This is a genomic window from Nonomuraea sp. NPDC059023, from assembly GCF_042740095.1.
GTDB lineage: Bacteria > Actinomycetota > Actinomycetes > Streptosporangiales > Streptosporangiaceae > Nonomuraea.
In genome coordinates this window covers 32,953-57,988 of the sequence record NZ_JBHYIO010000050.1, presented here as the reverse complement: position 1 = coordinate 57,988, position 25,036 = coordinate 32,953, and the positions used below count along the sequence as shown (strand labels likewise).

Annotated in this window: 27 protein-coding genes and 1 pseudogene; 15 read left to right on the top strand and 13 right to left on the bottom strand. The window is 68.6% G+C overall.

Translation table 11 applies throughout. The features are described 5' to 3' along the window. Positions 1–7: 7 nt before the first annotated feature. The 3 genes from ACFWYW_RS51180 to ACFWYW_RS51170 are packed head-to-tail and all read right to left on the bottom strand — an operon-like array spanning position 8 to position 2,250. Complete coding sequence (locus ACFWYW_RS51180) at positions 8–673, bottom strand: response regulator (RefSeq protein WP_379624945.1); 666 nt, start codon at positions 671–673, stop codon at positions 8–10. Then, complete coding sequence (locus tag ACFWYW_RS51175; protein WP_379624947.1) at positions 670–1,803, bottom strand: sensor histidine kinase; 1,134 nt, start codon at positions 1,801–1,803, stop codon at positions 670–672. Before ACFWYW_RS51175 ends, ACFWYW_RS51180 begins: the two co-directional genes overlap by 4 nt. A 27-nt stretch (positions 1,804–1,830) precedes the next feature. Next, positions 1,831–2,250 carry a hypothetical protein gene (locus ACFWYW_RS51170; RefSeq protein WP_379624950.1) on the bottom strand — a complete coding sequence of 140 codons (420 nt, stop codon included), beginning with the start codon at positions 2,248–2,250 and terminating at the stop codon, positions 1,831–1,833. Positions 2,251–2,437: 187 nt separating this feature from the next. On the opposite strand from ACFWYW_RS51170, the gene ACFWYW_RS51165 reads away from it, so the two are divergent. Next, positions 2,438–2,857, top strand: coding sequence for a hypothetical protein (locus ACFWYW_RS51165; protein WP_379624952.1), 420 nt, complete (start codon positions 2,438–2,440; stop codon positions 2,855–2,857). Positions 2,858–3,065: 208 nt separating this feature from the next. On the opposite strand, the gene ACFWYW_RS51160 is transcribed toward ACFWYW_RS51165, so the two are convergent. Further along, the gene (locus tag ACFWYW_RS51160; RefSeq protein ID WP_379624954.1) at positions 3,066–3,653 is read right to left on the bottom strand and encodes a TetR/AcrR family transcriptional regulator; all 588 of its coding nucleotides are present in this window, start codon (positions 3,651–3,653) and stop codon (positions 3,066–3,068) included. Between the two features lie 45 nt (positions 3,654–3,698). Here ACFWYW_RS51160 and ACFWYW_RS51155 point away from each other — a divergent pair, with 45 nt between their 5' ends. Next, on the top strand, positions 3,699–4,337 hold the full coding sequence (locus ACFWYW_RS51155; RefSeq protein ID WP_379624956.1) for an O-methyltransferase: 639 nt from the start codon (positions 3,699–3,701) through the stop codon (positions 4,335–4,337). Positions 4,338–4,343: 6 nt separating this feature from the next. On the opposite strand, the gene ACFWYW_RS51150 is transcribed toward ACFWYW_RS51155, so the two are convergent. Continuing rightward, positions 4,344–6,065, bottom strand: coding sequence for a hypothetical protein (locus tag ACFWYW_RS51150; RefSeq protein ID WP_379624958.1), 1,722 nt, complete (start codon positions 6,063–6,065; stop codon positions 4,344–4,346). Positions 6,066–6,078: 13 nt separating this feature from the next. Further along, positions 6,079–6,627, bottom strand: coding sequence for a dihydrofolate reductase family protein (locus ACFWYW_RS51145; protein ID WP_379624960.1), 549 nt, complete (start codon positions 6,625–6,627; stop codon positions 6,079–6,081). Positions 6,628–6,702: 75 nt separating this feature from the next. Between ACFWYW_RS51145 and ACFWYW_RS51140 the strand changes: the two genes are divergently transcribed. Then, a complete protein-coding gene (locus tag ACFWYW_RS51140) occupies positions 6,703–8,181 on the top strand; it encodes a PLP-dependent aminotransferase family protein (RefSeq protein ID WP_379624962.1) in 1,479 nt (492 codons plus the stop codon). Here ACFWYW_RS51140 and ACFWYW_RS51135 read toward each other — a convergent pair. Next, positions 8,117–9,472, bottom strand: coding sequence for an FAD-binding oxidoreductase (locus tag ACFWYW_RS51135; RefSeq protein WP_379624964.1), 1,356 nt, complete (start codon positions 9,470–9,472; stop codon positions 8,117–8,119). The two genes, ACFWYW_RS51140 and ACFWYW_RS51135, sit on opposite strands and share 65 nt — an antisense overlap. Before the next feature lie 55 nt (positions 9,473–9,527). After that, a complete protein-coding gene (locus tag ACFWYW_RS51130; protein WP_379624966.1) occupies positions 9,528–10,151 on the bottom strand; it encodes a TetR/AcrR family transcriptional regulator in 624 nt (207 codons plus the stop codon). An 88-nt stretch (positions 10,152–10,239) separates the two neighbouring features. On the opposite strand from ACFWYW_RS51130, the gene ACFWYW_RS51125 reads away from it, so the two are divergent. Beyond that, positions 10,240–10,740, top strand: a complete 501-nt coding sequence (locus ACFWYW_RS51125; RefSeq protein ID WP_379624968.1) for a nitroreductase/quinone reductase family protein — start codon at positions 10,240–10,242, stop codon at positions 10,738–10,740. A gap of 58 nt (positions 10,741–10,798) precedes the next feature. Here ACFWYW_RS51125 and ACFWYW_RS51120 read toward each other — a convergent pair whose 3' ends face one another. Further along, positions 10,799–11,416, bottom strand: coding sequence for a hypothetical protein (locus tag ACFWYW_RS51120; RefSeq protein WP_379624970.1), 618 nt, complete (start codon positions 11,414–11,416; stop codon positions 10,799–10,801). A 173-nt stretch (positions 11,417–11,589) separates the two neighbouring features. On the opposite strand from ACFWYW_RS51120, the gene ACFWYW_RS51115 reads away from it, so the two are divergent. The 4 genes from ACFWYW_RS51115 (at position 11,590) to ACFWYW_RS51100 (ending at position 14,272) form a co-directional block, all read left to right on the top strand. Continuing rightward, entirely contained in the window at positions 11,590–12,132 is a 543-nt protein-coding gene (locus tag ACFWYW_RS51115) for a DoxX family protein (RefSeq protein ID WP_379624972.1), read from the top strand. Between the two features lie 35 nt (positions 12,133–12,167). Next, the gene (locus tag ACFWYW_RS51110) at positions 12,168–12,656 is read left to right on the top strand and encodes a MarR family winged helix-turn-helix transcriptional regulator (RefSeq protein WP_379624974.1); all 489 of its coding nucleotides are present in this window, start codon (positions 12,168–12,170) and stop codon (positions 12,654–12,656) included. After that, positions 12,653–13,669, top strand: a complete 1,017-nt coding sequence (locus tag ACFWYW_RS51105; protein WP_379624976.1) for an alpha/beta fold hydrolase — start codon at positions 12,653–12,655, stop codon at positions 13,667–13,669. Before ACFWYW_RS51110 ends, ACFWYW_RS51105 begins: the two co-directional genes overlap by 4 nt. Positions 13,670–13,777: 108 nt before the next feature. Further along, the gene (locus tag ACFWYW_RS51100) at positions 13,778–14,272 is read left to right on the top strand and encodes a carboxymuconolactone decarboxylase family protein (RefSeq protein ID WP_379624978.1); all 495 of its coding nucleotides are present in this window, start codon (positions 13,778–13,780) and stop codon (positions 14,270–14,272) included. 3 nt (positions 14,273–14,275) lie between these two features. Here the strand turns inward: ACFWYW_RS51100 and ACFWYW_RS51095 are convergent, their stop codons facing one another. Next, on the bottom strand, positions 14,276–15,106 hold the full coding sequence (locus ACFWYW_RS51095; protein ID WP_379624980.1) for an alpha/beta fold hydrolase: 831 nt from the start codon (positions 15,104–15,106) through the stop codon (positions 14,276–14,278). A 52-nt stretch (positions 15,107–15,158) separates the two neighbouring features. On the opposite strand from ACFWYW_RS51095, the gene ACFWYW_RS51090 reads away from it, so the two are divergent. The 3 genes from ACFWYW_RS51090 (at position 15,159) to ACFWYW_RS51080 (ending at position 19,072) form a co-directional block, all read left to right on the top strand. Next, positions 15,159–15,755, top strand: coding sequence for a TetR/AcrR family transcriptional regulator (locus ACFWYW_RS51090; protein WP_379624982.1), 597 nt, complete (start codon positions 15,159–15,161; stop codon positions 15,753–15,755). A gap of 89 nt (positions 15,756–15,844) precedes the next feature. Next, the gene (locus tag ACFWYW_RS51085; RefSeq protein ID WP_379624984.1) at positions 15,845–18,502 is read left to right on the top strand and encodes a caspase family protein; all 2,658 of its coding nucleotides are present in this window, start codon (positions 15,845–15,847) and stop codon (positions 18,500–18,502) included. A 72-nt stretch (positions 18,503–18,574) separates the two neighbouring features. Beyond that, positions 18,575–19,072 (top strand): DM13 domain-containing protein, encoded by a 498-nt coding sequence (locus tag ACFWYW_RS51080; protein ID WP_379624986.1) that lies wholly within the window; start codon positions 18,575–18,577, stop codon positions 19,070–19,072. Between the two features lie 62 nt (positions 19,073–19,134). On the opposite strand, the gene ACFWYW_RS51075 is transcribed toward ACFWYW_RS51080, so the two are convergent. Continuing rightward, positions 19,135–19,596, bottom strand: coding sequence for a hypothetical protein (locus ACFWYW_RS51075; protein ID WP_379624988.1), 462 nt, complete (start codon positions 19,594–19,596; stop codon positions 19,135–19,137). A 229-nt stretch (positions 19,597–19,825) separates the two neighbouring features. Here ACFWYW_RS51075 and ACFWYW_RS51070 point away from each other — a divergent pair, with 229 nt between their 5' ends. The 3 genes from ACFWYW_RS51070 to ACFWYW_RS51060 all read left to right on the top strand — a co-directional run bounded on the left by ACFWYW_RS51070 (position 19,826) and on the right by ACFWYW_RS51060 (position 23,394). Then, positions 19,826–20,752 (top strand): endonuclease/exonuclease/phosphatase family protein, encoded by a 927-nt coding sequence (locus ACFWYW_RS51070; protein WP_379641335.1) that lies wholly within the window; start codon positions 19,826–19,828, stop codon positions 20,750–20,752. Positions 20,753–21,652: 900 nt separating this feature from the next. After that, positions 21,653–22,165, top strand: a complete 513-nt coding sequence (locus ACFWYW_RS51065) for an RNA polymerase sigma factor (RefSeq protein WP_379624992.1) — start codon at positions 21,653–21,655, stop codon at positions 22,163–22,165. After that, entirely contained in the window at positions 22,162–23,394 is a 1,233-nt protein-coding gene (locus tag ACFWYW_RS51060; RefSeq protein ID WP_379624994.1) for a hypothetical protein, read from the top strand. The genes ACFWYW_RS51065 and ACFWYW_RS51060 overlap by 4 nt, the downstream gene beginning before the upstream one ends. 58 nt (positions 23,395–23,452) lie before the next feature. Here ACFWYW_RS51060 and ACFWYW_RS51055 read toward each other — a convergent pair whose 3' ends face one another. Beyond that, positions 23,453–23,683 carry a hypothetical protein gene (locus tag ACFWYW_RS51055; RefSeq protein ID WP_379624996.1) on the bottom strand — a complete coding sequence of 77 codons (231 nt, stop codon included), beginning with the start codon at positions 23,681–23,683 and terminating at the stop codon, positions 23,453–23,455. Positions 23,684–23,786: 103 nt separating this feature from the next. Between ACFWYW_RS51055 and ACFWYW_RS51050 the strand changes: the two are divergent. Continuing rightward, a pseudogene (locus ACFWYW_RS51050) lies at positions 23,787–23,900 on the top strand (IS5/IS1182 family transposase); the annotation flags it as partial. 137 nt (positions 23,901–24,037) lie between these two features. Here ACFWYW_RS51050 and ACFWYW_RS51045 read toward each other — a convergent pair. Beyond that, the gene (locus tag ACFWYW_RS51045) at positions 24,038–25,018 is read right to left on the bottom strand and encodes an aldo/keto reductase (RefSeq protein ID WP_379624998.1); all 981 of its coding nucleotides are present in this window, start codon (positions 25,016–25,018) and stop codon (positions 24,038–24,040) included. Positions 25,019–25,036: the final 18 nt, after the last annotated feature.

Below are 25,036 nucleotides of genomic sequence, written 5' to 3'. Positions count from 1 at the left end.
CTGATCACTACCCGCCGGGCCGGATCAGGCCGCTCTCGTAAGCCAAGATGACCAGCTGGACCCTGTCGCGCACGTTCAGCTTGGCGATGGCCCTGGTGATGTGGGTCTTGGCGGTGAGCGGGCTGATGACGAGGCGCTCGGCGATCTCGTTGTTGGAAAGGCCGAGCGCCACGAGCTTGACCGCCTCCAGTTCCCGGGAGGTGAGAGCGGCCAGCCGCTGCCCCGCGCCGGGCGCGAGGTCCTGCCGGAGGGCGAACTGCTCGACGACGCGGCGGGTCACGCCCGGGGACAGGAGCGCGTCGCCACCGGCGACGGCGGCGACCGCCCGGCGCAGCTCGGCGGGTTCGACCTCTTTGGTGAGGAATCCGCTGGCTCCGGCGCGCAGGGCGGCGAAGACGTGCTCGTCGGTGTCGAACGTGGTGAGGATGATCACGCGACAGCTCGGCGAGGCCGAGTTGGTGACGATCCGGCGCGTGGCGGTGATCCCGTCGGTGCCCGGCATGCGGATGTCCATGAGGATCACGTCGGGGCGGGTGCTCGCGGCCAGCCGTACGGCTTCGTCGCCGTTCTGAGCTTCGCCGACGACCACGATGTCCCGGGAGCGGGCCAGCAGACTGCGGAATCCGGCCCGCACCAGGGCCTGGTCGTCGGCGAGGAGCACCTTGATCGTCATACCGCCGAGCCTGCCACAGGGATGTCGGCCCGTACGGCGAAGCCTCCGCCGGGGATCGGCCCCGCGCTGAGCGCGCCCCCGAGTGCGCTCACCCGCTCACGCATGCCGGCCAGGCCATGGCCTTCGGTGATGTCGGCGCCGCCGCGGCCGTTGTCGGTGACCTCGACCGTGACCGAGCGCGGCCGGTAGCCGATCGTCACCTCGGCCTTGCTCGCCTGCGCGTGCTTGAGCGTGTTGGCGAGGGACTCCTGTACGACGCGGTAGACGGCGATGGCGGGAACAGCCGGAACGGCCGCAGGGTCGCCGCGCTCATCGAGCGTGACCTCAAGCCCGGCGGCACGGGCGTCGGCGATGAGCGTGCCCAAGGAGGCCAGATCGGGCTGGGGCGTGGTGTCGCCGGGCGCGTCGCGCAGGACCGCGATGAGCGAGCGAAGATCGGTCATCGCCCGGTTCCTCACGTCCTTGGCCAGGCGTAGCGCGGCGGCGGCAGCGGCCGGATCCTCTTGGAGGGTATCGGCGGCGACATTGAGCTGAACGCCGACGACGGCCAGCGTGTGCGCGACGATGTCGTGGACCTCGTGCGAGGCGCGCAGCCGTTCCTCCGCGGCGCGAGCGCGGCTGTCGGTTTCGCGCAGCCGCTCGCGCCAGCGCATCACGGCGGCGTAGGTGAGGCCCGCGGCGATGAGGATCGCCAGGAGCACTCCTTCCCCCGCGACGTGGAACACGAAGCGGTTCGGGTTCCGGTCCAGGACCAAGCGGATGTCGACCGCCGAGTAGAGCAGCTGGGCCAGGCCGATGGCCGCCACCCACCGCACACGGGGGGTGGTGGCGGCGGTGAAGTAGGCGACCGCGGCCGGCCAGATCCAGCCCGCGGGAGACCAGTGCCCGGTCAGGCGATAGACGAAGATCCCGCCGATCGACAGCAGCAGCACGGTCATCGGCCAGCGACGTCTGACCAGCAGGAGCGCCCCGAGAAGCAGGCCGAGAGGAATCGCGGCCTGCCAGGGGGAGCGCACCCCGGTGGCGAGGGCCACGGCGACGAAGAAGACCAGGGTGAGAGCGGCGAACGCGACGTCGGTGATCCGGGCGAAGTGCCGGACAAGAGCGGGTTCACGGCGTGATTCGGCCATGTGCGGCCCTTCCTCGAGGGGTCGCGATCAGACGTGGGTGACCAGCAGAACCACGCCTGCCTCGCCGCCGCAGTCGACGAAGATGGGACCGACGCCGTTGCCGATCGTGGGGCGGAGCGTCCCCTTCGCCACGAACCCCTTGGGGTTGTCGTCGATGATGCGGATGTTCAGCAGCACCGGGCGCTCCCTGTCGACGCCGGCGATCACGGCCTTCAGCCCCTTGCCGCCGCCGCAGTGGCCGGTGATCGTTACCTCCTGGCCCCGCTTGGTGGTGGGGTTGGGGCTGACCTGAACCACCGCCCTGGCGCCCTTCGGCGGCTTCGGCGCGGCCGCCGTGGCGGTGGTCTCGCCCGCGCCGGCCTGGGCTCCAGCCGGTACGCCGGCGAATCCCAGCACACCGGCCGTCAAGCTCAGCCCGGCGATCGCAGTGACGACTTTCTTGCTCATGGCCATTTCTCCCGTTCTCATCGGCTGTCTCGACGAGAAACGTTAGGCCGGGCCGTAGCGGGAGCGCGTCGTCCGTTGATCGTCACTTGACCTTGCACCGTTCGCCGTACGGACTACACCGAATGAAGTACCAGCTCGCGCCGCGCGGCATACTTTCGACATACCGCCGATCTCTAGGGTCTGGCGCATGAGAACCTCGCGAACCGCGGCCATCGTCGGCACCCTGGGCCTGGCCCTCTCGCTCACGGCCACTCCCGCCTCGGCTTCCTCCGTCCTCAGCGCACGCTGCAGCAAGGGCAACTTCAAGCTCGCGGCGGCGATCACGTACGGCAACCCCGGAAACCAGCACATCTTCACGAAGCTCACCTGGAACATCGTCGGTGACGTGGGCAGTAACAACGACGTCTACTTCGAGTTCTGGAAGAAGGGCGGCGGCCGGGACAGCCTGCTCAAGGTCTTCAAGATGAACGACGTCTCGAAGTCCGGCTCCAAGAACATCTTCCTTCGCCGGCCGAAGGGGGACGCGATCTACGTACACGGCGGAACCGTCTTCGACACGAAGTACGCCACCGACCCGGTCTGCAAATACTTCACGCGCACGATCTAACCCCTTTGATCAGGGCTGAAGCCGACCTGAAGCCGCCACGACGCTGTCGCCTGCTTGGCTCGTGAAGCGCATGACAACGCAATCTGAGCGGCGCGGATCGAAGCGCGCTCCTCAACGACTGCCGGCCCGGGTACCTGTGCGTCGCCGCCGGTGAGGGCGATGGCCAGCACCGAACAACCAGGCCGATCTGGTACGTCGACCCCTGCCATTACCGCTGGAGGGAGGTGAGGAACGCTTCCGCCAGGCGGTCGGTGAACTCGCCGTCGGCGGGTTGATCGGTGACCAGCGTCCGATAGTAAAGGGGGCCGACGAGTCGATCTGTCGCCTCGTCGAGGTCGAGGGTCACGGGTAGTTCGCCCCGCCGTACGGCACGCTCCAGGGGAAGGCGGTCGCGGCGGCGTTGCTCGGCCAGGTAGCGCTCGCGGAAGCCGGCGGCGAAGACGGGATCGAACTGGGCCTGCGCGATCAGGGCGCGGAAGACGGTGCCGGAGTCGGTCTCGCTGAGGAATCGGGCGAGCAGGCGGAGGTAGGCGCGCAGGTCGAGGGAGAGGTCTCCGTGGTCGGGCGGGGTCAGTTCCTCGGCCAGGTCCTGCAGGAACGCCTCCACGAGGACTTCGGTCTTGCTCTTCCACCAGCGGTAGACGGTCTGCTTGGCGACGCCCGCCCGCGCGGCGAGTCCCTCGATCGTGACCCCGGCGAATCCCTTCTCGGCCAGCAGGTCGTCGGCCGCCTCCAGAACGGCCTGGCGCGCTGCCTCACTTCGCCCATGGCGGTTGCCGTGATGGGGACGGGACATGACCACTCCTAGACTAGACGCAACGGTTAGTCTACTCTAGCCGCCATGAGAAACACACTGGCGGAACCTCGCGTGGCGGACGCGCTCGACCGGATGTTCGCGGCGGCGGCCGGGGATGACACGATCGCCGCGCGAGTGGACAGTTTCGGGAACACGCCGCAAGAGCACGCGGACGCCGCGGAAGAGATCTACATGCCGATCTCGCCCGAGGCCGGGCGGTTGCTCTACAGCCTGGTGCGGGCCATCCGGCCGGCGACGGTCGTGGAGTTCGGGATGTCGTTCGGCATCTCCACGCTGCATCTGGCGGCGGCCGTGCGCGACAACGGCACCGGCCGCGTGATCACCACGGAGCTGAGTGCGCACAAGATCGCCGCGGCCCGCCGTACCTTCGCGGAAACAGGGTTGGCGGAGGTGATCACCGTGCTGGAGGGAGACGCCCTGCGGACGCTCGCCGACCTGCCGGACAAGCCGGGCTTCGTCCTGCTGGACGGGTGGAAGGACCTCTACCTTCCGGTGCTGCGAATGCTGGAGCCCCGTCTCGACCCGGGCACGCTGGTGGTCGCCGACGACGTGGAGCTGGAGAGTGTGCAGCCTTACCTCGCGTACGTGCGGGAACCGGGCAATGGGTACGCGTGCGTGACGTTCCCGGTCGAGGACGGGCTGGAGATCAGCTGCCGCCTGTAACGCCGCTCACGGCTTCAGCTCGAGCCGCTTCCTCGACGCACCCGGGAACACGATGACCAGGTGCTCCTCTCCTTCATCGCCGATCCGCACGTACACACGGAGCCGGTAGCGGCCTTTGCCGGCGATCGCCAGGTTCGGCATCGGGGCGCCCGCGCCCACGTCTCCGTGCTCGCCCATGTACGGCACGGTGAGCCGGCCGCTACGGCTGACGATCGGCACCTCGTTGACCTGTTCCCACCCGATCGTCCGTTGTGGCGGCGCGGTGCGGAAGGCCTTCACCGTCAGGCACAGATCGCTGACGTCTTCGATGTGCCCGATCAGCGCCGCGCTGCCGGCCACCCCGATGAGGTTCCCGTCGGCGTAGGCCTGGTCCGCCGCCTCTTCGGCCGCTTCGTCGTCGGGGTCGTGGACCAGATAGCCGGGATCGCCGTCGACGTACAGGAAGTACTTGGCCGTGGCCTGGGTGACACCCTTCGTCCGGGGCCACGGGTCGCGGCATTTCGCGTTCGCCTCGGCGATGGAGGCGTCGTACGCCGCCTTCCGCTCCGCGGCCGACCGCAGCAGCTCGGGCCGGGTCGCGCCGATGATCTCCGGGCAGACGTAGACGAGGTCCCCCGGGTCCGCGCCCCCGGCCGGCCGCGCGCTCCCCGCCCGCGTCAGAATCGCCTTCTGCTCCTCATGGTCCTCCGTACGGCACAGCGCCCGCGCGTACCCGAGTACCGCCTGATCGGAAAGGCTGTCCGGGAACATGGGCGGAATTCCGCCCTCTGCGCGCCGCGCCCGGCACAGGAACGCGGCGTCCCGTTCGGCGGGTTTCAGGTCGCCGAAGCTGGGCCGGTCATGGCAGACCATCGACCAGCCGGTGTAGGTGAGGCGGGGAGTCTGCTCCGGGTGGATCAGCGCGATGATCGGCAGTACGGCCACGGCCGACACCGCGACGCGGATCGCGCGCGGGCGCGCGGACGGAGGGCCGGCAGGGCGGCTCTCAACGGGCAGTTCACGGGCGGTCGCCGCCATCCACGCGATGCTGAGCAGTCCCGCCACGTCCATCGCGACCGTGATCATCATATGGCTGCCGAAGAGAACCTTGAGCAGAATCACCAGCGCGTACACACCCACCGACAACCACCCGGCGACCTGCGTGCCGCGGCTCCACCGGCCGTCGCGCCGCTGCCCCACGACCGTGACGGCGGTCGCCGCCACCCCGCTCAGTATCACGCCCATGGTGACGAAGCCGCCTGATGGAAGCTCGGGGAGGTCGAGTTCGTCGAGCAGTTCGTTGGCCGCCTCGACCAGCTCGAGCGCGAAGATCGCTCCTGCCGCCGCGCACAGCGTGCGGGACCGCCAGCGGATGACGAGCAGGTAGAGGACGTCGATCGCGGTCCACAGCGCGAGCTGGAAGGCCGCGGTGACCACGTCGGGAAGCAGCACGATCGGATACCACAGCACGAGGGCGTACGCCACCGCCAGATACAGCAGCCGGCGCAGCGCCTTCTCCCGGAGGTTCAGCGGTCCCGGCACGGGGGCCCGCAGGATCAGCCACAGGAGCGCCGCCTTCACCACGGCGGCCACGAGCAGCGTCACGACCATCGAGGTGTCAAAGCCACCGTAGTACGACGGCAGCGGAGACCATTCGACGGCCAGCCAGAGCCAGGTGTCGCCGAACACCAGGCCCGCGGCCGCGGCCGCGAGAACCAGACTGACTACCCCAACCCTCGCGATCCGCACGAACGTGATCTTCTCACGCGGGCCGGTACCGTACGTTGACCGTCGCGGTGGGGTCGCTCTGGCCGACATGGTGAAGGTAGATCGGCTCGCTGCCGGGATTGTCGTAGAGACGGATGCCCTGCCCGAGCATGACCGGCATGATGTGGATGTCGATCTCGTCGATCAGCCCCAGGTCGAGAAGCTGACGCCCGATGGTGGGCGAGAACACTTCGAGGTTCTTGCCCCCGGCCGCCTCCAGCCCGATCCGCACGGCCTCGGCGACGTCGCAGTTCAGGAACGTGATCCCGGCGGCCGGCGGGGCGTCTTCCGGATGGTGGGTGAGCACGAAGATCGGTCCGTCCCAGGCGCTGGAGTAGGGGCGGGCGTCGGGCATGGCGTCAAACCCGTCCCGTCCGCCCAGGACGGCTCCCGTGGTCCGCTCGTACTCGTCCTCCATGCCCGGCCTGTCCGTCCCGGTCATCCAGCCCATCTCGTGGTTGACCCCGGCCACGAAACCGTCCAGCGACATCGCGAAGTGAAAGAGCACTTTCCCACCGGCGGTCTGCGGCTCGGTGTCGTTCATCTGTCGCCTCCTGTGAACTGTCTGCGGGTCACTCAGCCTGGCAGCAATCGGTACACGCCGATAAGGTCCGTTCCTGTGGCGCGATCGAGGACCAATTCCGGGCCGGCCGAGGACCTGCTCATCGAGCTGGACCGCGACGCCGGGGTGCCGCTGCACCGGCAGATCGGGGCGTCCATCCGGGCGAGCATCCGGGCCGGTCGGCTGCGGACGGGTGCGTCGCTGCCACCCACCCGCACCCTCGCGGCCGGCCTCGGGGTCTCCCGCGGGGTGGTCGTCGAGGCGTACCAGCAGCTCGTGGCCGAGGGCTACCTCGCCAGCCGATCGGGCGGTTACACCCATGTCGCCGCGTCGATACCCCCGGCCGCGGGCTCGGCGCCGCCGACGCCGGCGCGCGGCGCCGGCTTCAGAGTCGACTTCGGGTACGGTCGCACCGACGTGTCCCAGTTCCCGCGCTCGACCTGGCTCCGTTCGGTACGCACCGTGCTCACCACCACGCCCAACGACCGGTTCGCCTACCTCGACGGTCGCGGCGTTCCGGAACTGCACGAGGCCCTGTGCGACTACCTCAACCGGGTGCGCGGCACCTCGGCCGTCCCCGGAAACGTGGTGATCTGCAATGGTTTCGGGCAGGGCATCTCGCTGCTGATCCAAGTACTGGTCCAGCGCGGCGCCAAGCGGATCGCCCTGGAGGACCCGTCGTCCGACGACGACGCCCGGGTGCTGGCCGGCGCCGCCGGTCTGGACGTGGTCGGCATCCCGGTGGGTCCGGGCGGCGTTCAGGTCGACGCGCTTCACCGGGCCGACGCCGACGCGGTCGTGCTCACGCCGTCGCACCAGTGGCCCACCGGGGGAGTGCTGTCGGCTTCGGCAAGGGCCGAGGTGATCGGCTGGGCACAACGCCGCGGCGCGATCGTGATCGAGGACGACTACGACGCCGAGTACCGCTACGACCGCTCGCCCGTGGGCGCCATGCAAGGCCTTGCGCCCGATCACGTCGTCTACTGCGGTACGGCCAGCAAGACGCTCGCCCCGGGACTCCGGCTCGGCTGGATGGTTCTGCCCCCGCACCTGGTCACCGACGTCGCCGCGGCGAAGGTCCTCGCCGACCGCGGTTCGCCGGTCATCGACCAGCTGACGTTCGCCGACTTCCTGGCACGCGGCGAGTTCGACCGCCATCTGCGCCGGATGCGTCCGGTGTACCGCCGACGCCGCGACGCACTGCTGAACGCCCTGCGCACTCACCTGCCCGAACTGGAACCGGCCGGGATCGCCGCCGGGCAGCACGTGGTGGCCTGGCTCCCGCCCGGCCTCGACGAGGCGGAGGTGGTGACGGCCGCCGCCCGGCACGGGCTGGGCATCCACGGCGTCGGCCCGTACCGGATCGCCGGGAACGGACCGGGCGGGCTCATCTTCGGCTACGCCATCCTCGGCGAGAGCGCCATCGCCGAGGGGGTCGCGCTGCTGGCGACGGCCATCCAGGAGATACGTGTCAGGGAGCCGGGCGGATGTTCTGATTCAGGTGGAACACGTTGGCCGGGTCGTAGGCGGTCTTGACCGCGGTCAGCCGGGCCAGCTTCGCGGCGGAGTAGGCCCGCCGTACCCCATGCTGCCCGTCGGCCAGTTCGTCGGCGGTCAACGAGTTGACATACACCCCGCTCGCGTACGGTTCGAGCGAGGCGCCGGCGGCACGCGCGGCACTCATCCTGGCATCGTCCTCGGCCGGTTCGGTCCAGCGGGACCCGGCGCCGAACTCGAACATCGTGCCGCGATGGCTGAACGCCGCGTCCGCCTCCGGGACATCGGCGATCGCGCCGCCGTGCGCCTGCAGGCCGACGCCCGGCAGGTGCGGGCTCGCGCTCAGGTCGGTGCCGCCGCGCAGCAGGAACGCCTCGATCGCCGCGGTGGGAAACCCCCGCAGATAGAGCCCCTTGGAATAACGACGGTAGGCGTGGCCGCCGGTGGAGTCGTCCCGTCGCTGCAGTTCGAGGTACGACGGGGTCGTGACGCGCGACGCGACGGGACGCCCGAGCGCCCGCATCGCGGGCAGCAACCGGCGGCCCTCGTCCGGGTCACCGACCCACACGAACCCCAGCGTGGCGATCGGGCCCGCGGGCCCGCTACCGACATCGGCGGTGAACGTCGCCTGCCGGGGAGCCACGGCGTTCAGATCCCGCCAGCCCTCGATGACCGGGACGGCGTCCTCGGCGCGGAAGTCGAACTCGGCGACCAGCGTCCGGGTGCCGGTCTGATGCAACTCGAACTCGAACTCGGTGACGATGCCGAAATTGCCGCCACCGCCGCGCAGGCCCCAGAACAGATCGGGGTTCTCGGTACGGCTCGCGGTCACCACGTCCCCCTCGGCGGTGACCATGGTGTAGGAGACGACGTTGTCGCAGGCCAGGCCGTACTGGCGGGCCAGCCAGCCCATGCCGCCGCCGAGCGTGAGCCCGCCGACGCCGGTGTGCGAGACGTTGCCGGCGGTGGTGGCCAGGCCGTACGCCTGGGACGCCCGATCCAGCGCGCCGAGCAGCGCGCCGCCCTGAACCCGGGCCCGGCGACGGATCGGGTCGACCCGCACGCCGCCCATGGGCGTCAGGTCGATCATGAGACCACCCTCAGGCACGGCGAAGCCGGCGACGTTGTGGCCGCCACAGCGCACGCCGATCTCCAGGTCCAGGTCCCGGGCCATCCGCACGGCGGCGACCACATCGGCGACGCTCGCCGTACGGACGATCATGCGTGGATGCCGGTCGATCATGGCATTCCAGACGGTACGAGCGGAGTCGTACCCGGCGTCGCCGGAGGTGAGGAGCCGGCCGTCGAAGCGCGTCGCTGTCGTTGTCATGCCACTCAGCCTGACAACAATTGGTACCCGAGTTGAAGTCCGATTCAGCAGGCGGTTAGGGGACCAATTCACTGTCGGGAAGTGGTTCGCAGTGGTCGGCGCGCAGGCCGTCGAGGGAGATGCGCAACAGCCTGTTCCACATCTGTGGCCGGCACTCGTCGGTGATCTGGACGGCGTGCCCCAGTGAGACCAGAAGAAGCAGCAGGTCATCAGTGGTCACACCGGGGCGCAGCACGCCCGTGGCGACGGCGCGGGAGCACAGTTGCTCGATGACGAGGCGAAGCTGGTGGATGCCCTCCAGATCGGGGACCGACCAGGTCAGCGCGAAGTTCTCCATGATCGCGCGGTGGCGGGCGTAGCCGGTCAGGGCCTGCTGGTAGAAGTCGGCCAGTGCCGCCCAGGGATCCTCGGCATCGATCGCCGCCTGGCGTGCCGATTCCGCCCAGTTCAAGAAGTCCCTGCGCAGGACCGTATGAACGAGGTCTTCCTTCTTCGGGAAATGCCGGTAAAGGGTGCCCATGCCCACCCCGCTACGGCGGGCGATCTCGCGTACGTCTACCGCGGCACCCTGCTCGGCCAGCACATCGGCGGCGGCCTCGACGATCGCCTCCCGGTTACGGATCGCGTCCACACGAGGCGCGCGGCGCCGGGTGGTGCCTTCCGATTCAGCCACAACCATACGGCCGAGCATACCCGCTTATACGGAGCGCATGCTCCGCTCTGTGCTACTTTGAGGAGCAAGTGCTCCGGATAGCGAAGGGGATGCCATGTCCGACCCGTCCACGACCACCCCTGCCATCGGCAACTGGAACGATCGGATCATCGCCGAGTTCCGGGCGAACGCCGGGTATGTGCCTTGGAGCAGCGAAGAGGAATTCGCCGCAGGCCGCCCCATCCCGCCCCGGTTCCCCGGATTCGACGAGCAGGGAATGCCGCTCATCCTGGTACACCACACCGGGGCCAAGACCGGGCGCGAACGGATCAGCCCGTTGTTCTACCAGCCGGTCGGTGACGGCTGGGCCATCTTCGGCACCCACGGCGGCAGTCCGCATCATCCGGTCTGGTACCACAACCTCATGGCGAACCCGCGGGCCACCGTCGAAGTGGGCACGCAGATCGTGCCGGTCGTGGCCCGGCTCGCGGAGGGCACGGAACGCGAACGGCTCTGGGCGAAAGAGGTGGCACTCGTCCCGAAGTTCGCCGAATTCGAGGCAACCGCCGGCAGACAGATCCCCGTCGTCGTGCTGGAGCCCGTCCCCGAGCAATGACCATGCGCCTGCCGACACCCGTCCCTGCGGTCCGAGTTCAGCGGCGCGCCACTGTGCGTCAGGACCCGTACTTCGGTTTGACGCGGACGTACAGGAAGAGGTGCCGGTGATCCGAGAAGACGATCTCCAGGGTGCCGACGTAACGTAACGCGTGATCGTCGCGGCGACCGAGCCGGTCGGGATCGTGGTGGATGAACACCAGCTTCCGCACCTCATGGAGGTCCAGCACCAGAGCACGGTGGAACGACAGCAACTTGTGGTGCACCCAGACCTGCAGATCATGCGGGGTGGTGACCAGGTAGGCGTCCCGCCCCCTGATCAGGCCGAGCGCGTGCAGGCGCAGCCCGCCGATGACGCCGTCAGGCTCCCGGTCGATGAGCGAGAGGTCGAAGCGGTCCCGGGGGGTGCCGACACCGGCCAGCCGGATCGGCACCACGCGCCGGTATCCCCAGGCGGACGTCCTGGCCACGAGATACCTGCCCAGCAGAACGGAGCCGCCCTTCCAGCGCCAGAGCGTGAGCGCCGTACCCAGGACCAAAAGGGCAACGGTGACAAAGGGTGCGACCGCAGGGGGCAGGAACGCCGACAGCGCCAGCCAGATCGCCATGTAGAGGCCGACGTAGAGCAGGCCGATCAACATGCAGGCGAAGCCGATCCCCATCAAGAGATTCAGCATGAAGGCGCCTCCCGTCCAGGACCCGGAATCCCTCGCATCCATACTTCACCAGGCTGGCCGGGACCCCTCCCAGCTCCACGACGCCGATGAATCGCCGGCGCATCGCGGATGTATCAACCTCGCCGGAGATCCTCGGGATTGTCAGCGAAGCGGCACTCCGAAGGAGCACAGCGATGACCGCCACCAACACCCTCTCCCATTCCCCAAGCAGGATCCTGACCCTGAACGGCGCCCTGTGGTTCCTGCAGGCGCTGTGGGGCTTCTTCTTCGCCGGCAGCGGCTTCGGCAAGGTCCTGCTGTACGACGCCGCCCTCTACGAGGCCGCTCCTCGGGCCGTGGCCTGGTACGCGGCCGTACCGCAGACCCTGATCGTCTTCATCGGAGTCGTCGAGGTGCTCGGCGGCATCGGCCTCATCCTGCCTGCGATGACCGGCGTCAAGCCGAAGCTCACACCGCTCGCCGCGGCCGGCCTGGCCCTGACGATGGTCCTCGCGACGGCCTTCCACATCATGCGCGGCGAGTACGCCCTGATCCCCGCGAACCTCGTCCTCGGCGGCGTCTCGGCGTTCATCGCGCTCGGACGATGGAACCTCAGGCCCACCACAGCCGCGACCCTGACCACCCCACGCCTGCTCAAGTCGCTCGCGGTCCTCGCCGTGATGGCCCTGCTGGTGTTCGCTCCGACGTGGTACACGATGACCCACGCCCAATTCTGATCGAAATAGTCAACACCACGTAGACTATTCACATCATGGCAAGTACACCCGGTGGGCACGTGGACATCGAGCGGCTGGCGTCCCGGCTGCGCATGCTGGCGCTGCAGCGGCCGGAGGCGTGGCTGGACCTCGATCTCACCATGCCGCAACTGCGCATGTTGTTCACCGTCCGGCGGCGAAGCGGCTGCACGGTGTCGGAACTGGCCGAGACACTCGGACGGCGGCTCGCGGCCACGTCCGCGCTGGTGAACCGGCTGGTCCGCGCCGGGCTGCTGCACCGGACGAGCGATCAGGACGACCGCCGGCGGATCCGGCTGCGGCTCACCGACGAGGCCGAGCAGTTGCTGAGCACGGTGGATCAGCGGTCGGCGGACAGGTTCGCGGCCATCCTGGGCCGCATGAGCGAACCGGGCCGCGCGGCGCTGGCCGAGGCGTTGACGGAGCTCATCGAGCTCGTGTCGTCCGACCTGGCCGAAGGGCCGGTCCGCAGTGCTCCCCACCGTGCGCAGGAAGGACGCCCATGAACCGCAACCCGTACGAGGGCCTGTCCGGAACGATCGACATCAGAGCCGTGCGAGCCGCCGGATTCCGGGAGGTCCAGCTCGATACCGGAACCCTGCGGATCAACTACGTGGTGGGCCCGCACAACGGACCTCCGCTGGTCCTGCTGCCGGCGCAGACCGCCACCTGGGAGAGCTACCAGCGGGTCCTGGTGCCGCTGTCGAAGCGGTTTCTGGTCTACGCACTCGACGTACGCGGACACGGCAAGTCGAGCTGGACCCCGGGCGAATACTCCTGGCGGCACCTGGGCGCGGACATGACCGTTTTCCTCTCCGAGGTCGTCCGATCGCCCGCCGTGGTCTCCGGCAACTCCTCCGGCGGGCTCCTCGCGCTGTGGTGTGCGGCCAACCTGCCTCTGCGGGTCGCCGCGGTGATCCTCGAGGACGCCCCGGTGTTCTCCGCGCAGATGCCCCGCTTCCGCGATCACGATCGTTTTGTGTACGGCGGGCTGAAACACCTGGCCGAAGCCCTCGGCGACCTTCAGCACCGCGACCTCGCCGACTACTTCCGCGGTCTGACCCTCCCGGTCTCCGAAACCCGCGAAAAGCGCGTCCCGGACTGGTTCATCACCTTTCTGTCCCGCCGCATCCAGGCGTTCCAGACACGCCATCCCGGCCGCCCCCTGGACATCGGCTACTTCCCCCTCAAACTCCGCCTGCTGCTCAAGTCGCTGTCCATGTACGACCCGGACTTCGCGCGCGCCTTCGTCGACGGCCGGTTCTACGACGGTCTCGATCACGCCGACGCGCTCACCCGCGTGTCGTGCCCGCTGCTCGTACTGCACGGCGACTGGCGGCGGCTGCCCGGCCACGGCCTGATCGGCGCCATGGATGACCAGGACGCGGCCCGGATCAGGCAGCTCGTACCGCACAGCCGGTACAGGAAGGTTCATGCCAATCACGTGATCCACATGTTCAAACCCCGCTCCTTCGTGCAAGCGGTCGACACCTTCTTCACCCAGGACGTCGCGGCCTGACGTCGCCGGGCGGCCGAGTGGCGTACATCACAACTATGGGTGGTCCCGTGGTCACCGGGGTTGTTCGTCGTGGAGGTGTAGTTGTCCCTACGGCAAGGAGAAAGCACCATGTCTGACAACCTCAAGTCGCGACTGCCCGACCCCAGCCAGTTCATCCCCGAACTGTGGGAGATCGGCGGCGGTATGACCAAGGCCCAGGAGAACGGGTCGATTTCGCCGACCCTCATCGCCCTGGCGCAGCTCCGGCTCGGGCAGCTCTTCGACAGTACGTACCACACCATTGGGCAGACCGGCATCCTCCGCAAGCTCGGCGAACCGGAGGACCGCATCACCGCCGTGGCGACCTGGAAGGACACCCCTCACTACTTCACCGAGGCCGAACAGGTCGTCCTTGAACTCGTGGATGCCACGTTCACCCCGAATCCGAACGGGGAGCGCGTGCCCGGCGAGTTGTTCGCCAGGGCATCCGCCCACTACGACGAACGGGCCCTCGTGACGCTCTGCATGGCGATCGGCCGGAGTTGCTTCTTCATCCCCCTCACCATCATCGGCAAGCCGGTCGCCGGCCGGCCCGCCGGTGAGAACTGGACGAAGACCACGTAGAGATCAGGCCGCGGCGATCTGGTCGGCGAGTGCCGCCGGGTCGTCGAGCTGGACGAAGGTCCGCGCGCCGGGGACCTCGACGAACGTGGCGTCGCGGAACGCCCGCTGCAGCCGCCGGCCGAGCGCGGGCTTGAAGGCACGGTCGGCGGTACCCCAGACGATCCGCACCGGCCCGGGGAAGTCCTTCAGACGGGTGGAGACGTCGAGCAGGTCGGCCGGGTCGACGGCCCGGAGGAACCGCACCGCGTCCCGGCGGATCTCCCTGCTCCCAAGGCTGGGCTCCATCCACGCCTTGGTTTGGGCCGGATCCAGCTTGTTCGCGAGCAGGCCGAGCCCGAGCGGGGAATGGCGGAACGCTCGCAGGCGCATGGGCTGCATGTTGATCCGCATCCGGAGGTCGCCGGAGAGGAGACGGAAGATGACGCTGTAAGGGAAGGGCGGGAAGGTGTCGAACGCGTCGCAGTTCGTGAGCACGAGGCGGCCGACCCGGCCGGGGTCGATGTCGAGGAGGAACTGACACAGCGCGCCCCCGGTGTCGTTGCCGACCAGGGTGACATCGCGCAGGTCAAGCGCGTCGAGGAAGGCCAGGATCTGCCGGGCCACGCCGCGCGGCGACTGGTCGGCGTCGGGCCGTAGAGGTGTGTGATGGGCGCCCAGGGGCCAGTCGGGTGCGTAGGAGCGGATGCCGTGCGCGGCGAGGTGGCCGGACACGCCGGACCAGATCGAGCCGTCGACTAAGAACGCGTGGACGAAGACGACCGGAGGCGCTGTCGCCTCGGCCGGCCCCGCGACCCGGTACCCGACAGTGCCTTGTGGCAGGTCGATGGTGATCATGCGACAATCCCTAAGATTGATACAACCCGCATGTAACTTACGGACAGACTGTATGCAAATTGCCCGCCGTACGCAAGCCGACCGCACCGCCGCCACGCGCGCGGCCCTGATCGCAGCGGGGAGGAAGCTGTTCGCCGAGCACGGGTTCGCCGGTGTCGGCACGGAGACGATCGTGCGCGCCGCGGCCGTGAGCCGAGGTGCGCTCTACCACCAGTTCGGCGACAAGACCGAACTGTTCGCCGCGGTGCTCGCGCATGTCGAAGGTGAGATCTCCGGGCAACTCGCCGCCGCCATGCCCGCCGACACCGACTTCGTCGAGGTGATGATGCTCAGCCTGCGGGCGTGGCTCGACGCCTGCCAGCGGCCGGAGGTACGGCAGATCGTGCTGATCGACGGCCCGTCGGTGCTGGGGTGGGTACGCTGGCGCGACATCTGCCAGGCGCACATTCTCGGGTTGATCGAGGGGGTGCTCGCCCGGGGAATGGACGACGGCATTCTCCTGCGGCTCCCGTCCAAACCTCTCGCGCACGTACTGCTGGCCGTCGCCGACGAGGCGGCACTGTACGTCGGCTCCGCCAAGGACCCGGACGCCGCCCGGAGCGACCTGACGGCGGTCATCCGCCCGCTGATCGAGGCACTGGTGAGATGACCGAGACCCCGGGAAAACTGTGGCGCGCGGCCGGTTCCTCGGGCAGCATCAGGATGTCTGCCATATTGACCCCCTGATCCGGAGCCGCGATGTCCGAGGGGCACGATTTCTCACTGCGGATCACCCCGGCGGGGGCCGGTGTGGATCAGGCGGAGGTCGAAGAGCTGGCCATCCAGCTCCGCGGGGACCTGCTGGCGTCGGGAATCCCCGGGGTCACGCGCGTGGTGGAGGGGCCGGCTCCTGACGGGACCCGGTCGGTCGAGCTGATCGCCGGCGGGATCGGCTTCCTGGTGACCGGACTGTCCGCGGCGGCGTCCGTGGCACAGATCGCGGACTACATCCAGCGATGGCGGGAGGCGCATCCGCGCCGCCGCAGGGTCGTGGTCTCCGTCGAGGCCGGTGCCGCGTCTCGTGCCGCGGGTGTTTCCGGTACGGCCGGCCGGCGCAGCGCCCTCCTCGTGGCCAACGCGGCCTACCAGGATCCCGGGCTGAGCCGGCTGCGCTCGCCCGTCTCCGACATCAGGGCGCTCGCCGAGGTCCTCGGCGAGCCGGGCATCGGCGCCTTCGACGTCGAAACGCTCACCGATGCCGGCGAATCCGTGCTGCGCCGCCGGGTCGCGGCGCTCTTCGCCGACCGGGAGCCTGACGACGTCCTGCTCCTGCACTTCTCCTGCCACGGGCTCAAGGACCAGCGCGGCCGCCTCTACCTGGCGGCGGCCGACACCGAACTCGGCTCGCTCGCGGCGACCGGGCTGCCGGCGTCGTTCGTCTCCGAGCAGATGAGCGAGTCCGCGTCGCGATCGGTGCTGCTCGTCCTGGACTGTTGCTACAGCGGGGCGTTCGCGCGGGACACTCCGGTGCGCGCCGACCGTACCGTCTACCTCGGCGAGGAGTTCCGCGGGGGTGGGTCGGGGCGTACGGTGCTGACCGCGTCGAGCGCCACCGAGTACGCGTTCGAGGGAGGCCGGCTCACCTCCTACGAGGCTCAGCCGTCCGTTTTCACGGAAGCGCTGGTGCACGGGCTGCGTACCGGGGGAGCCGACCTGGATCACGACGGCGAGATAACCGTCGACGAGCTGTTCGACTACGTCGCCCGGCGTGTCCGCGAGGCCGGGGTCGGGCAGGTGCCGCGCAAGTGGAGCTTCGAGACGACTGGCGCGCTGGTGGTCGCGCGCAGCGTCCGCCCGGCCACGCTGCCGGAGGAGATCCGCGCCGATCTCGGCAGCGATCGGCCCGTTCTGCGGCTGGAGGCGGTCCGAGCGCTGGCCGACCTGCTCGCTGGGGGTCGCGAGGGTTATCGGCGGGCCGCTCGCGAGGCGCTTGTCCGGTTACGCGACCATGACGACAGCAGGCAGGTGCGGACTGCCGCCGCGGCCGCCCTGGGTGACGTCGCGGCGCCCTCGCCTGCCGTACCTCCGCCTGCGATTGATCCGCCCGTGGTCGAGACGCGCGTGGTCGATACGCCCGCGATTGAGACGCCCGCGGCGGTCGAGGCGCCTGCGATTGAGGCGCCACCGCCGCCCCGTGGGGCGTGGGTGCCTGTCATGACGCGCCGGCGCGGGCTGGTCGTCGGCGCGGTCGGCCTCGTCGTCGCGATCGCCGTGACGATCGGCATAGTGTCCGGCCAGAGCCGGACCACAGACTCCGGCAGCAGCGGCGGGCCGGCCTTCGGGGAACTGCTGACGTCGGTCACGCTGAGTCACGGCGGCTCGATCGAGTCCGCCGTGCTGAGCCCCGACGGCCGCCGGGCGGTCACGCTCGACGCGCCGAAAGACCAGGCCGCCGCACGGGTCGCGAGGTTGTGGGACGCGTCGACCGGACTGAAGGTGGCGACGTTCGATACGGACCGCGGCGTCATCTTCAGTCCGGACGGCAGCGCCGTCGCCGTCGCCCACTACGAGGGCAGGCGCGAAGTCACCACGGTGGACGGCGAGCCGATGGGCGTCCTCATGGGCGGCACGACGACCGTCACGCTGCGTAACACGAGCAGGGGCGAGGTCATGGCCTCGTTCACCGGCCACAAGGGTTCCGCGGTCATGGCGTTCAGCCCGGACGGCAAGATCGTCGCTACGGCCGGCACGCTCGCCGCCGAAAAGTCCTTCGACTCGCCGATCCGCCTGTGGAACGCCTCGACGGGCACACCGCTGGCCACCTTGGCCGGCCACGAGAACGGCATCCAGAGCATGCGGTTCAGCCAGGACGGGAACGTGCTGGTCACGGGCGCCGCCGGCGGTGTGACGAAGGTGTGGGACGTGGCCGCCGGCAAGGCCACGGCAACACTGGACAACGCCTGGTTCCCGGTGTGGATCAGCCCCGACGGCAAGACCATCGCCGACACGCGGCCGGGTGACAAGGACGGCTTCGAGCTGAGGCGCGTGCCCGACGGGAAACGGCTGGCTCTGGTCACCAAGGACGGAAGCTTCGCCGGCTTCACACCCGACTCCAAGGCGTACGCGACCGAGAACAAGGGCAACGTCCGCCTTTTCGACCTCGCGACCAGGAAAGCCCGCGCGATTCTGACCGCGACGACAGAGGGCGATCCGGTGTTCAGCCCGGACGGCACGCTCATCGCCGCCGTGACCAAAGAGGTCGGACCGGCCTTGTTCGATGGCGCGACCGGTCAGGGCCTCACGCCACTGACCGGCCACGGCAGTACCGTCACCGACCTCACGTTCGCGGCGGACGGACAGACGCTCTTCGCCATCGGAACCGACAAAACAGTACGAAAGTGGAGCGTTAAGCGCTGACCCTGCCCCTGCTTCGCGAGGCGTAAGCGCCCCGTAAGACCCTGGCCCGGGCCGGTGCGGTTACCTGGAGACATGAGCATCTTCAGGAGGCCGGTGGCCTGGCTGGCCGCCGGTCTGGCCGTCGGGGTCGCGTCGGTCGGCCTGTACCTCTTCCAGCCCTGGCGGCTGTTCACCACCGTCACGGTCGACGAGGCACCGCCGTCCGCTGCCGCTCCCAGGTCAGCTCCGGCCGTCATGGAACTGGCCAGTGGTGACTTCCGCAGCCACGAGCACCGGACCAAGGGCACGGTGAAGGTCCTGCGCCTTGCCGACGGCAGCCGGGTTCTGCGGATCGAGAGGCTTGACACCTCCGACGGACCCGACCTGCGCGTGTGGCTCACCGACCGGCCGGTGACCGATGACTGGTACAGCGTCGGCAAGGGGCGGAACGTGGAACTCGGCAATCTCAAGGGCAACAAAGGCAACGCGAACTACGCCATTCCCGCGGACACCGATCTCGACGTCTTCACGAGCGTCACGATCTGGTGCAAGCGGTTCAGCGTCTCGTTCGGCGCCGCCGCGCTGACCTGACCGCGCCCAAGGCCTTGGATGGCAAGATGCCGCTGTCCACGCGCGGTGACGTGGCCGCCGACTCAACCAGACCAGGGGCCGCTGCGCGCTAGGACGACGTACTTCTGCCTGTCGTAGTCCCAGGAGACGTAAGCGGCGTAGAACTCCGTCCTGTGGGAGGTCCGCCAGTTCGTCTCGTAGGCCGAGCCGTTCTTGGCCCACTGGTAGGTCAGGTAGTTGTTCTGGGCGTCGGCGCCGTCCTGTGGGTTGTGGTCGTAGAGAGCGACGTAGTCGTGGTAGCCGACGGCCGTGGGCTTGCTCCACCTGAGGCGGATCCAGTTGTCGTTGAGCCCCCACTTGTACTTCTCCATGGAGACGCCCACCGCAGCGACGTTGATGTCCCGGGCGCTGGACTGTGCGGTGTTCCTGAGCTGTTCCGCCGCCGCTTGGGGGTTGGGGCTGTCGGCGTGCGCCGGCGTACCGACGGTCAGCAGGGCGCTGGTCGCGAGCGCGCCCACCACGGAGATCAAGGTCATCTTCTTCATGCCGTGCATACAAGTCCGCACCGGTTGACATGCCATTGACAAGACATTGACCACTCGGGCGTCCCTGGGAGTTTTTCTGCTCGGCGGAACCATGCAAGCCACCGGATCGCGACGCTGGGCTCATGGTGCACCGCCCGGCACCCGCTGCTGACGACGACCCTCAGATGTGCGAGGTACCCCGCTCGCGTCGATCCCCGCAGTATTTCGCCTAGTCGAAAGGGGAACCATCATGCTTCTGAAACTCGCGGCCGGGGTCACGGCCACGGCGCTCCTGGTCGCTACGCCTCCGCCTACTCGGTCTGCCACGACTGAGGCTGAGGCCCGCGGGAAGCGGAACGTCGGAACCGCCGAATCCGCACCTCCGCGCCCGATCCGCGTCCTGCAGATGAACCTCTGCAACAGCGGGCTCGCCGATCATTGCTGGAACAAGAAGCCTGGCGAGCCCGAGGAACGGGCAGCAAAGATCATGCAGGTGGCCGCCACGGAGATCGCTCGCATCAAGCCCACCGTGGTGACGATCAACGAGATCTGCTCGGGCGATCTGGAGGGGTTCAAGCAGAAGATCGGATTCAAGGGTGATTCGTTCTTCGCCGTGCTCAAAGGCGCGGCCGGATTCAGGACGCCGTTGAAATGTGGCCAGCCGGGAAACCCCAGCAAGGGCGGTGATTACGGGTCGGCGATTCTCACCAGGGAACCGCTGAGCGAGCCCCATAGCGAATTCCGTCTGGAGAAGGCTTTGGATGCCCAGCGAAACGACTCAGAAGTACGCGTCATGGGCTGCCGGAAGATGCCGTGGGCCACGGTGTGCACCGCTCAACTCCACGCCGTCCCCTCAGGAGAGGACCACGTGGACTATCTCCGCTCCGTGCGGGTGACCGCTGAGCAATGCCTCCAGTTTTCGAGGGAGGCCATGCAGTTCGCCGGCGACGGCCCGTTGATCATCGCCGGCGATCTGAACCTGCGGTGGGACAAGCCCCGCGAGCAGGACGCGCTCAACCTCTGCGGCCTGGGCTTCACCCGCAAGGGCGACGGAGGCCGCCAGCACGTGATCAGCGGTAAAGCCTTCGGTGAACCACAGACCGACCCATGGCCCGACACCTCAGAGCCTGACACCGTGTGGACCGATCATCCGCTGTTCTACGTCGACCTCACCTAGCGTCGCGACGTACCAGTGTGATGATCTCGGGGCCGGAGGAGGTCAGCGGACAGCCGTGCCAATCGCCGCACTGCTCCTCGATCTCCAGCCCGGCCCCGGCCAGGAATTCAGCGCTCCATACAGTGCCAGAACAGCGCGTACGGCGCCGCGAGTTTCTACGCACAGCACATCACGACCGTCAGCCGGCTCCCCGTCGACGACATCCACATCAGCCGGAAGGCTGCCCAGACCCCCTTTCGGAACCTCGCCGATCATCGACCGAGATCGGCCACCTCCGTGAACTCGGCGCCAGCCAAAGCCGGCCGCTTTTGCCCTCCAACGCGCGGGCCGGTGCCCCAACTACCAGACCAGCATGGACCCCGTGCAATCACTGATCCCGCCCTGCAGGTCCTGGACCTGCAGGGCGTCTGGGCGCTGGGCGCCCGCGCACGCGTCTCGACCCGGCGGCCGGTTGTCTCCTCGCCGGTCGGCTCACAGTCGGCGATCCACCTGCTGATCCTCCGGATCATCGGTGTCACTTACGCGATCTCCTTCCGCTGTCGCAGCTCCGATGCGGCCTCGGGGATCGGCTGGGCGCCTCCAGCGGCTTCGTGCGGTGTGGTCCAGGGCATCGTGGTGTCCTAGAAAGACGGGGCGGGGGGAGCGATCCGCTCCAGCCGAGTCGCCCCCCAAATGCTCCTCTAGACCTCAATCCAGGCGCGGCCGCTCAGATCGACCGCGCTCGGGGCATCGGGGCGATCTCTCCCGCGAGAAGCTTCAGGCCCACATTTGCGCCCCCGCGTACGGCTGACCAGGCAGATCGCCGCCTGGACGCGGCTTCGCCGGGCGGCCGGAGTGCCGACATAACGTAAATTTTTGGCTGGCCGGTAATCCGAAGGCCCTCTCAAGACAGTTCTAGATGTGGACGATCCAGAAGAACGATTCACCAACCTCTATGACCGGCACTACCGGAACGTGCTGGGCTACGCCCTGCTGCGTGCCGAGCCGGCCATGGCGGAGGACCTGACCAGCGAGACGTTCCTGATCGCATGGCGGCGTCTGGACGATCTGCCCGATCCACCGCTGCCGTGGCTGCTCGGCGTGATGCGCAACCTACTGCGTAACCAGCGTGTCCGCCGGCTGCGCAGCGACGAGCTGATCGCGCGGCTGGCCGGGCTGAGTTCCTTCGTCGAAGGCGACGTGGCCGAGCGGGTCACCGGCCGGCAGGAGGCCTTGGCCGTACTGGCGAGCCTGAGTGAACAGGACGTCGAGGCGGTAGTGCTGGCCAACTGGTACGGCCTCACGCCCGCGCAGGCGGCCCAGGCGGCGGGCTGCTCGCCGCGCACCTACAACGTCCGGCTGCATCGCGCACGCCGTCGCCTGGCAGACGCGCTCAAGCTCCCGCCTCACTTCGTCTTTCAGGGACAGCCATGAACGACAACGACCCCATCAATGAACTGATCACCACACTACGCCCGGACACGCTCACCGAGGACGCCTACCGGCGGCGCCGTTCGGCCGATCTCGCCCGCGCGTTCCAGACCCCCCGGGCCCCTCACCACCTTCGGAGGTTTTCCATGGCCAAGCGCCGCCCCTTGACGCTGTTCGCCGTTGCCGCGGCGGGACTCGCCGCCGCGGCGATCGTCGTTCCGCAGTTCGTCTCCGCGGACCCCGCGACCGCTCCGATCGGCGCGCAGCCCTCCGGCGGGCGAGAGGCTCCGGCGCAGGTCAAGCCGGGCGCCGCCGCGAACACTCGCACGATCCTGCTCGCCGCCGCCAAGGTGGCCGCCGAGGAGCCGATCACCTCGGGCAAGTTCTGGTACTCGCGGGTGCGCACCGTGCAGATGGTTCACGTCGCCCCGCTGGAGTACAAGGCCAAGCTCAAGGAGCTGGACGCCGAACTGAAGGCCAAGGAGGCGCAGTTCAAGGACAAGCTCGCCGAACTGGAGGCCGCCCGCAAGGAGTTCAAGGACAAGGTCGACGCCCTGAAGGTGGCGGAACTGCCCTATACCGCGACCCGCGGCGACACCGCCGAAAGCTGGCGATCGCTCAAGAACGCCACCGGCCGCTCGGTGAAGAACCAGGACGTGAAGATCGAGTTCGCGACTCCCGAGGACCGCGCCAAGTGGCAGCAGGCGGGATCGCCCAGCTTGTCCGAAGATGACCGGCCGAAGACGAAGGAAGGAGCGCCGGAGGGCATCGTCTCGATCGGCAACGACAGCCTCACCTGGTCCAGCATCGCCCAACTCCCGACCGACAAGGCAGCGCTGAAGGCGAAGCTGCACAGCCTGTACGAGCAGGGCGACAAGCAGATCCCGCTCGCCCTGTACATGTGGCAGACGGGCGCCGACCTGCTGTCCGCCCCGATCACCTCAGGCACCAGGGCAGCCCTGTACCAGGTGCTGGCCGATTCCACCTCCAAGCTGACGTCCCAGACGGGCGTGGCCGACGGCAAGGGGCGTACCGGGGTCGCCCTGGAGACGACGGGACCCGATGAGACCGGCGCGGCCGGCCGGATCACCTACCGGTTGATCTTCGACGACAAGACCGCCAAGCTCCTGGAACTCGACGTCATCGAAACAGGGAAGGCGACGCCGCTGCTCCAGCAGACGTACGAGGCCATGGGCTACGTCAACGACCTGGCCGCGACGCCGGGCCAGTAGCCCCAGAGCGTCCCGGCAGACCTCAGGCGGGGGCCGATTTCTGCCGGCACGACCACCCTCATGTCTCTTGCGGCACCCTCACGAGCGGACCCCGGCTCCCCACTTGGGGCCGGGGTCCGCGCGGGCACACGACCGCCGAGACGCGCGACCCTGGCGGCACCACCAGCAGGCCCGACAACGCCCCCGGCAGGCCCGCATCAGTGCGGCGCACCTGCTTGGCCACCACCGCGTACATCCGCGCATCGGCCCGTTCCCGCACACTGCCCACCAGCCGCTCCAGCACGGTCACCGGGCCATGAGGTGGATCATGGCTTCCGAGCGGTGCGGGTGAGTCTCGTAGTCGCGGGCCGGCCGCCGATGCCGCATGAGCCAGCCGCTCGGTCGACCCCACCGCCTGGCTGATGAACGCCCGCCGCAACGTCATCGACTACGAACGCCGGCCGGAGCACAGCCAGGCACACCTGACCTGGGCCACCATCACCCTCATGTCACGAAGGCTGACCAGGAAGTCCGCCAACCGGGCTCTGGGCAGGCCGCTTAGAACCGGGTTTGAGACATCGTGATTCAGCGGCACGTGCCTATGGTGGAGAGATCCGTTCGGGACGATGGTGCGGTTGAACAGCAGAACGCGCCGATGGCCGGGTCAGCGGTCGATGACCGACATTCCGATTTCGTCGTGGCGGTCCCCGGCAGCCGGGGTGAGGTTGTTCAGCCGTTCGAGTTGTTCGCTGGTCAGCTTGATGGTGTCGGCGGCGGTGTTCTCCTCCACGCGGGCGACGCGCTTGGTTCCCGGGATGGGGGCGATGTCGTCGCCTTGGGCGAGGAGCCAGGCCAGGGCGATCTGTGCTGGTGTGGCGTTCGCCTCGGTGGCGACGGCTTCTACCTGGTCGAGGATGCGCAGGTTGCGCTGGAAGTTCTCGCCGGTGAATCGGGGGTTGGTCGTGCGCCAGTCGTCGTCGGCGAGTTCGTCCATGGAGCGGATCTGGCCGGTGAGGAATCCGTGGCCGAGTGGTGAGTAAGGGACGAAGCCGATGCCGAGTTCGCGCAGCAGCGGCAGGATCTCCGCCTCGGGATCGCGGGTCCACAGGGAGTACTCGCTCTGCAGAGCCGCGATGGGGTGTACGGCGTGCGCGCGGCGGATGGTCGCGGGGCCGGCCTCGGACAGGCCGATGCGACGGACCTTGCCGGCTGTCACCAGGTCGGCCAGGGCTCCGACGGTGTCCTCGATGGGTGTGCCGGGGTCGACGCGGTGCTGGTAGTACAGGTCGATGTGGTCGGTTCCCAGCCGCTTCAGCGAGCCCTCGACGGCGATGCGGATGTTGGCTGGGCTGCTGTCCAGCCCGGCCCCTTCGCGTCCGCTGTGGGAGATGCCGCCGCCGAACTTTGTCGCGAGGACGACTTCGTCGCGGCGTCCCTTGACAGCCCGGCCCACGAGTTCCTCGTTGGTGAAGGGACCGTACACTTCCGCGGTGTCGATGTGGGTGACACCCAGATCCAGTGCCCGGTGGATGGCGCGGATGGACTCGGCATCATCACTACCCGCGCCGGTGTAGTAGGCCGACATCGACATGGCTCCCAGGCCGATGCGGGAGACCTCGAGTCCGCCCAGGGAAATGATCTTCATCTGTGTTGGTTCCGTTTC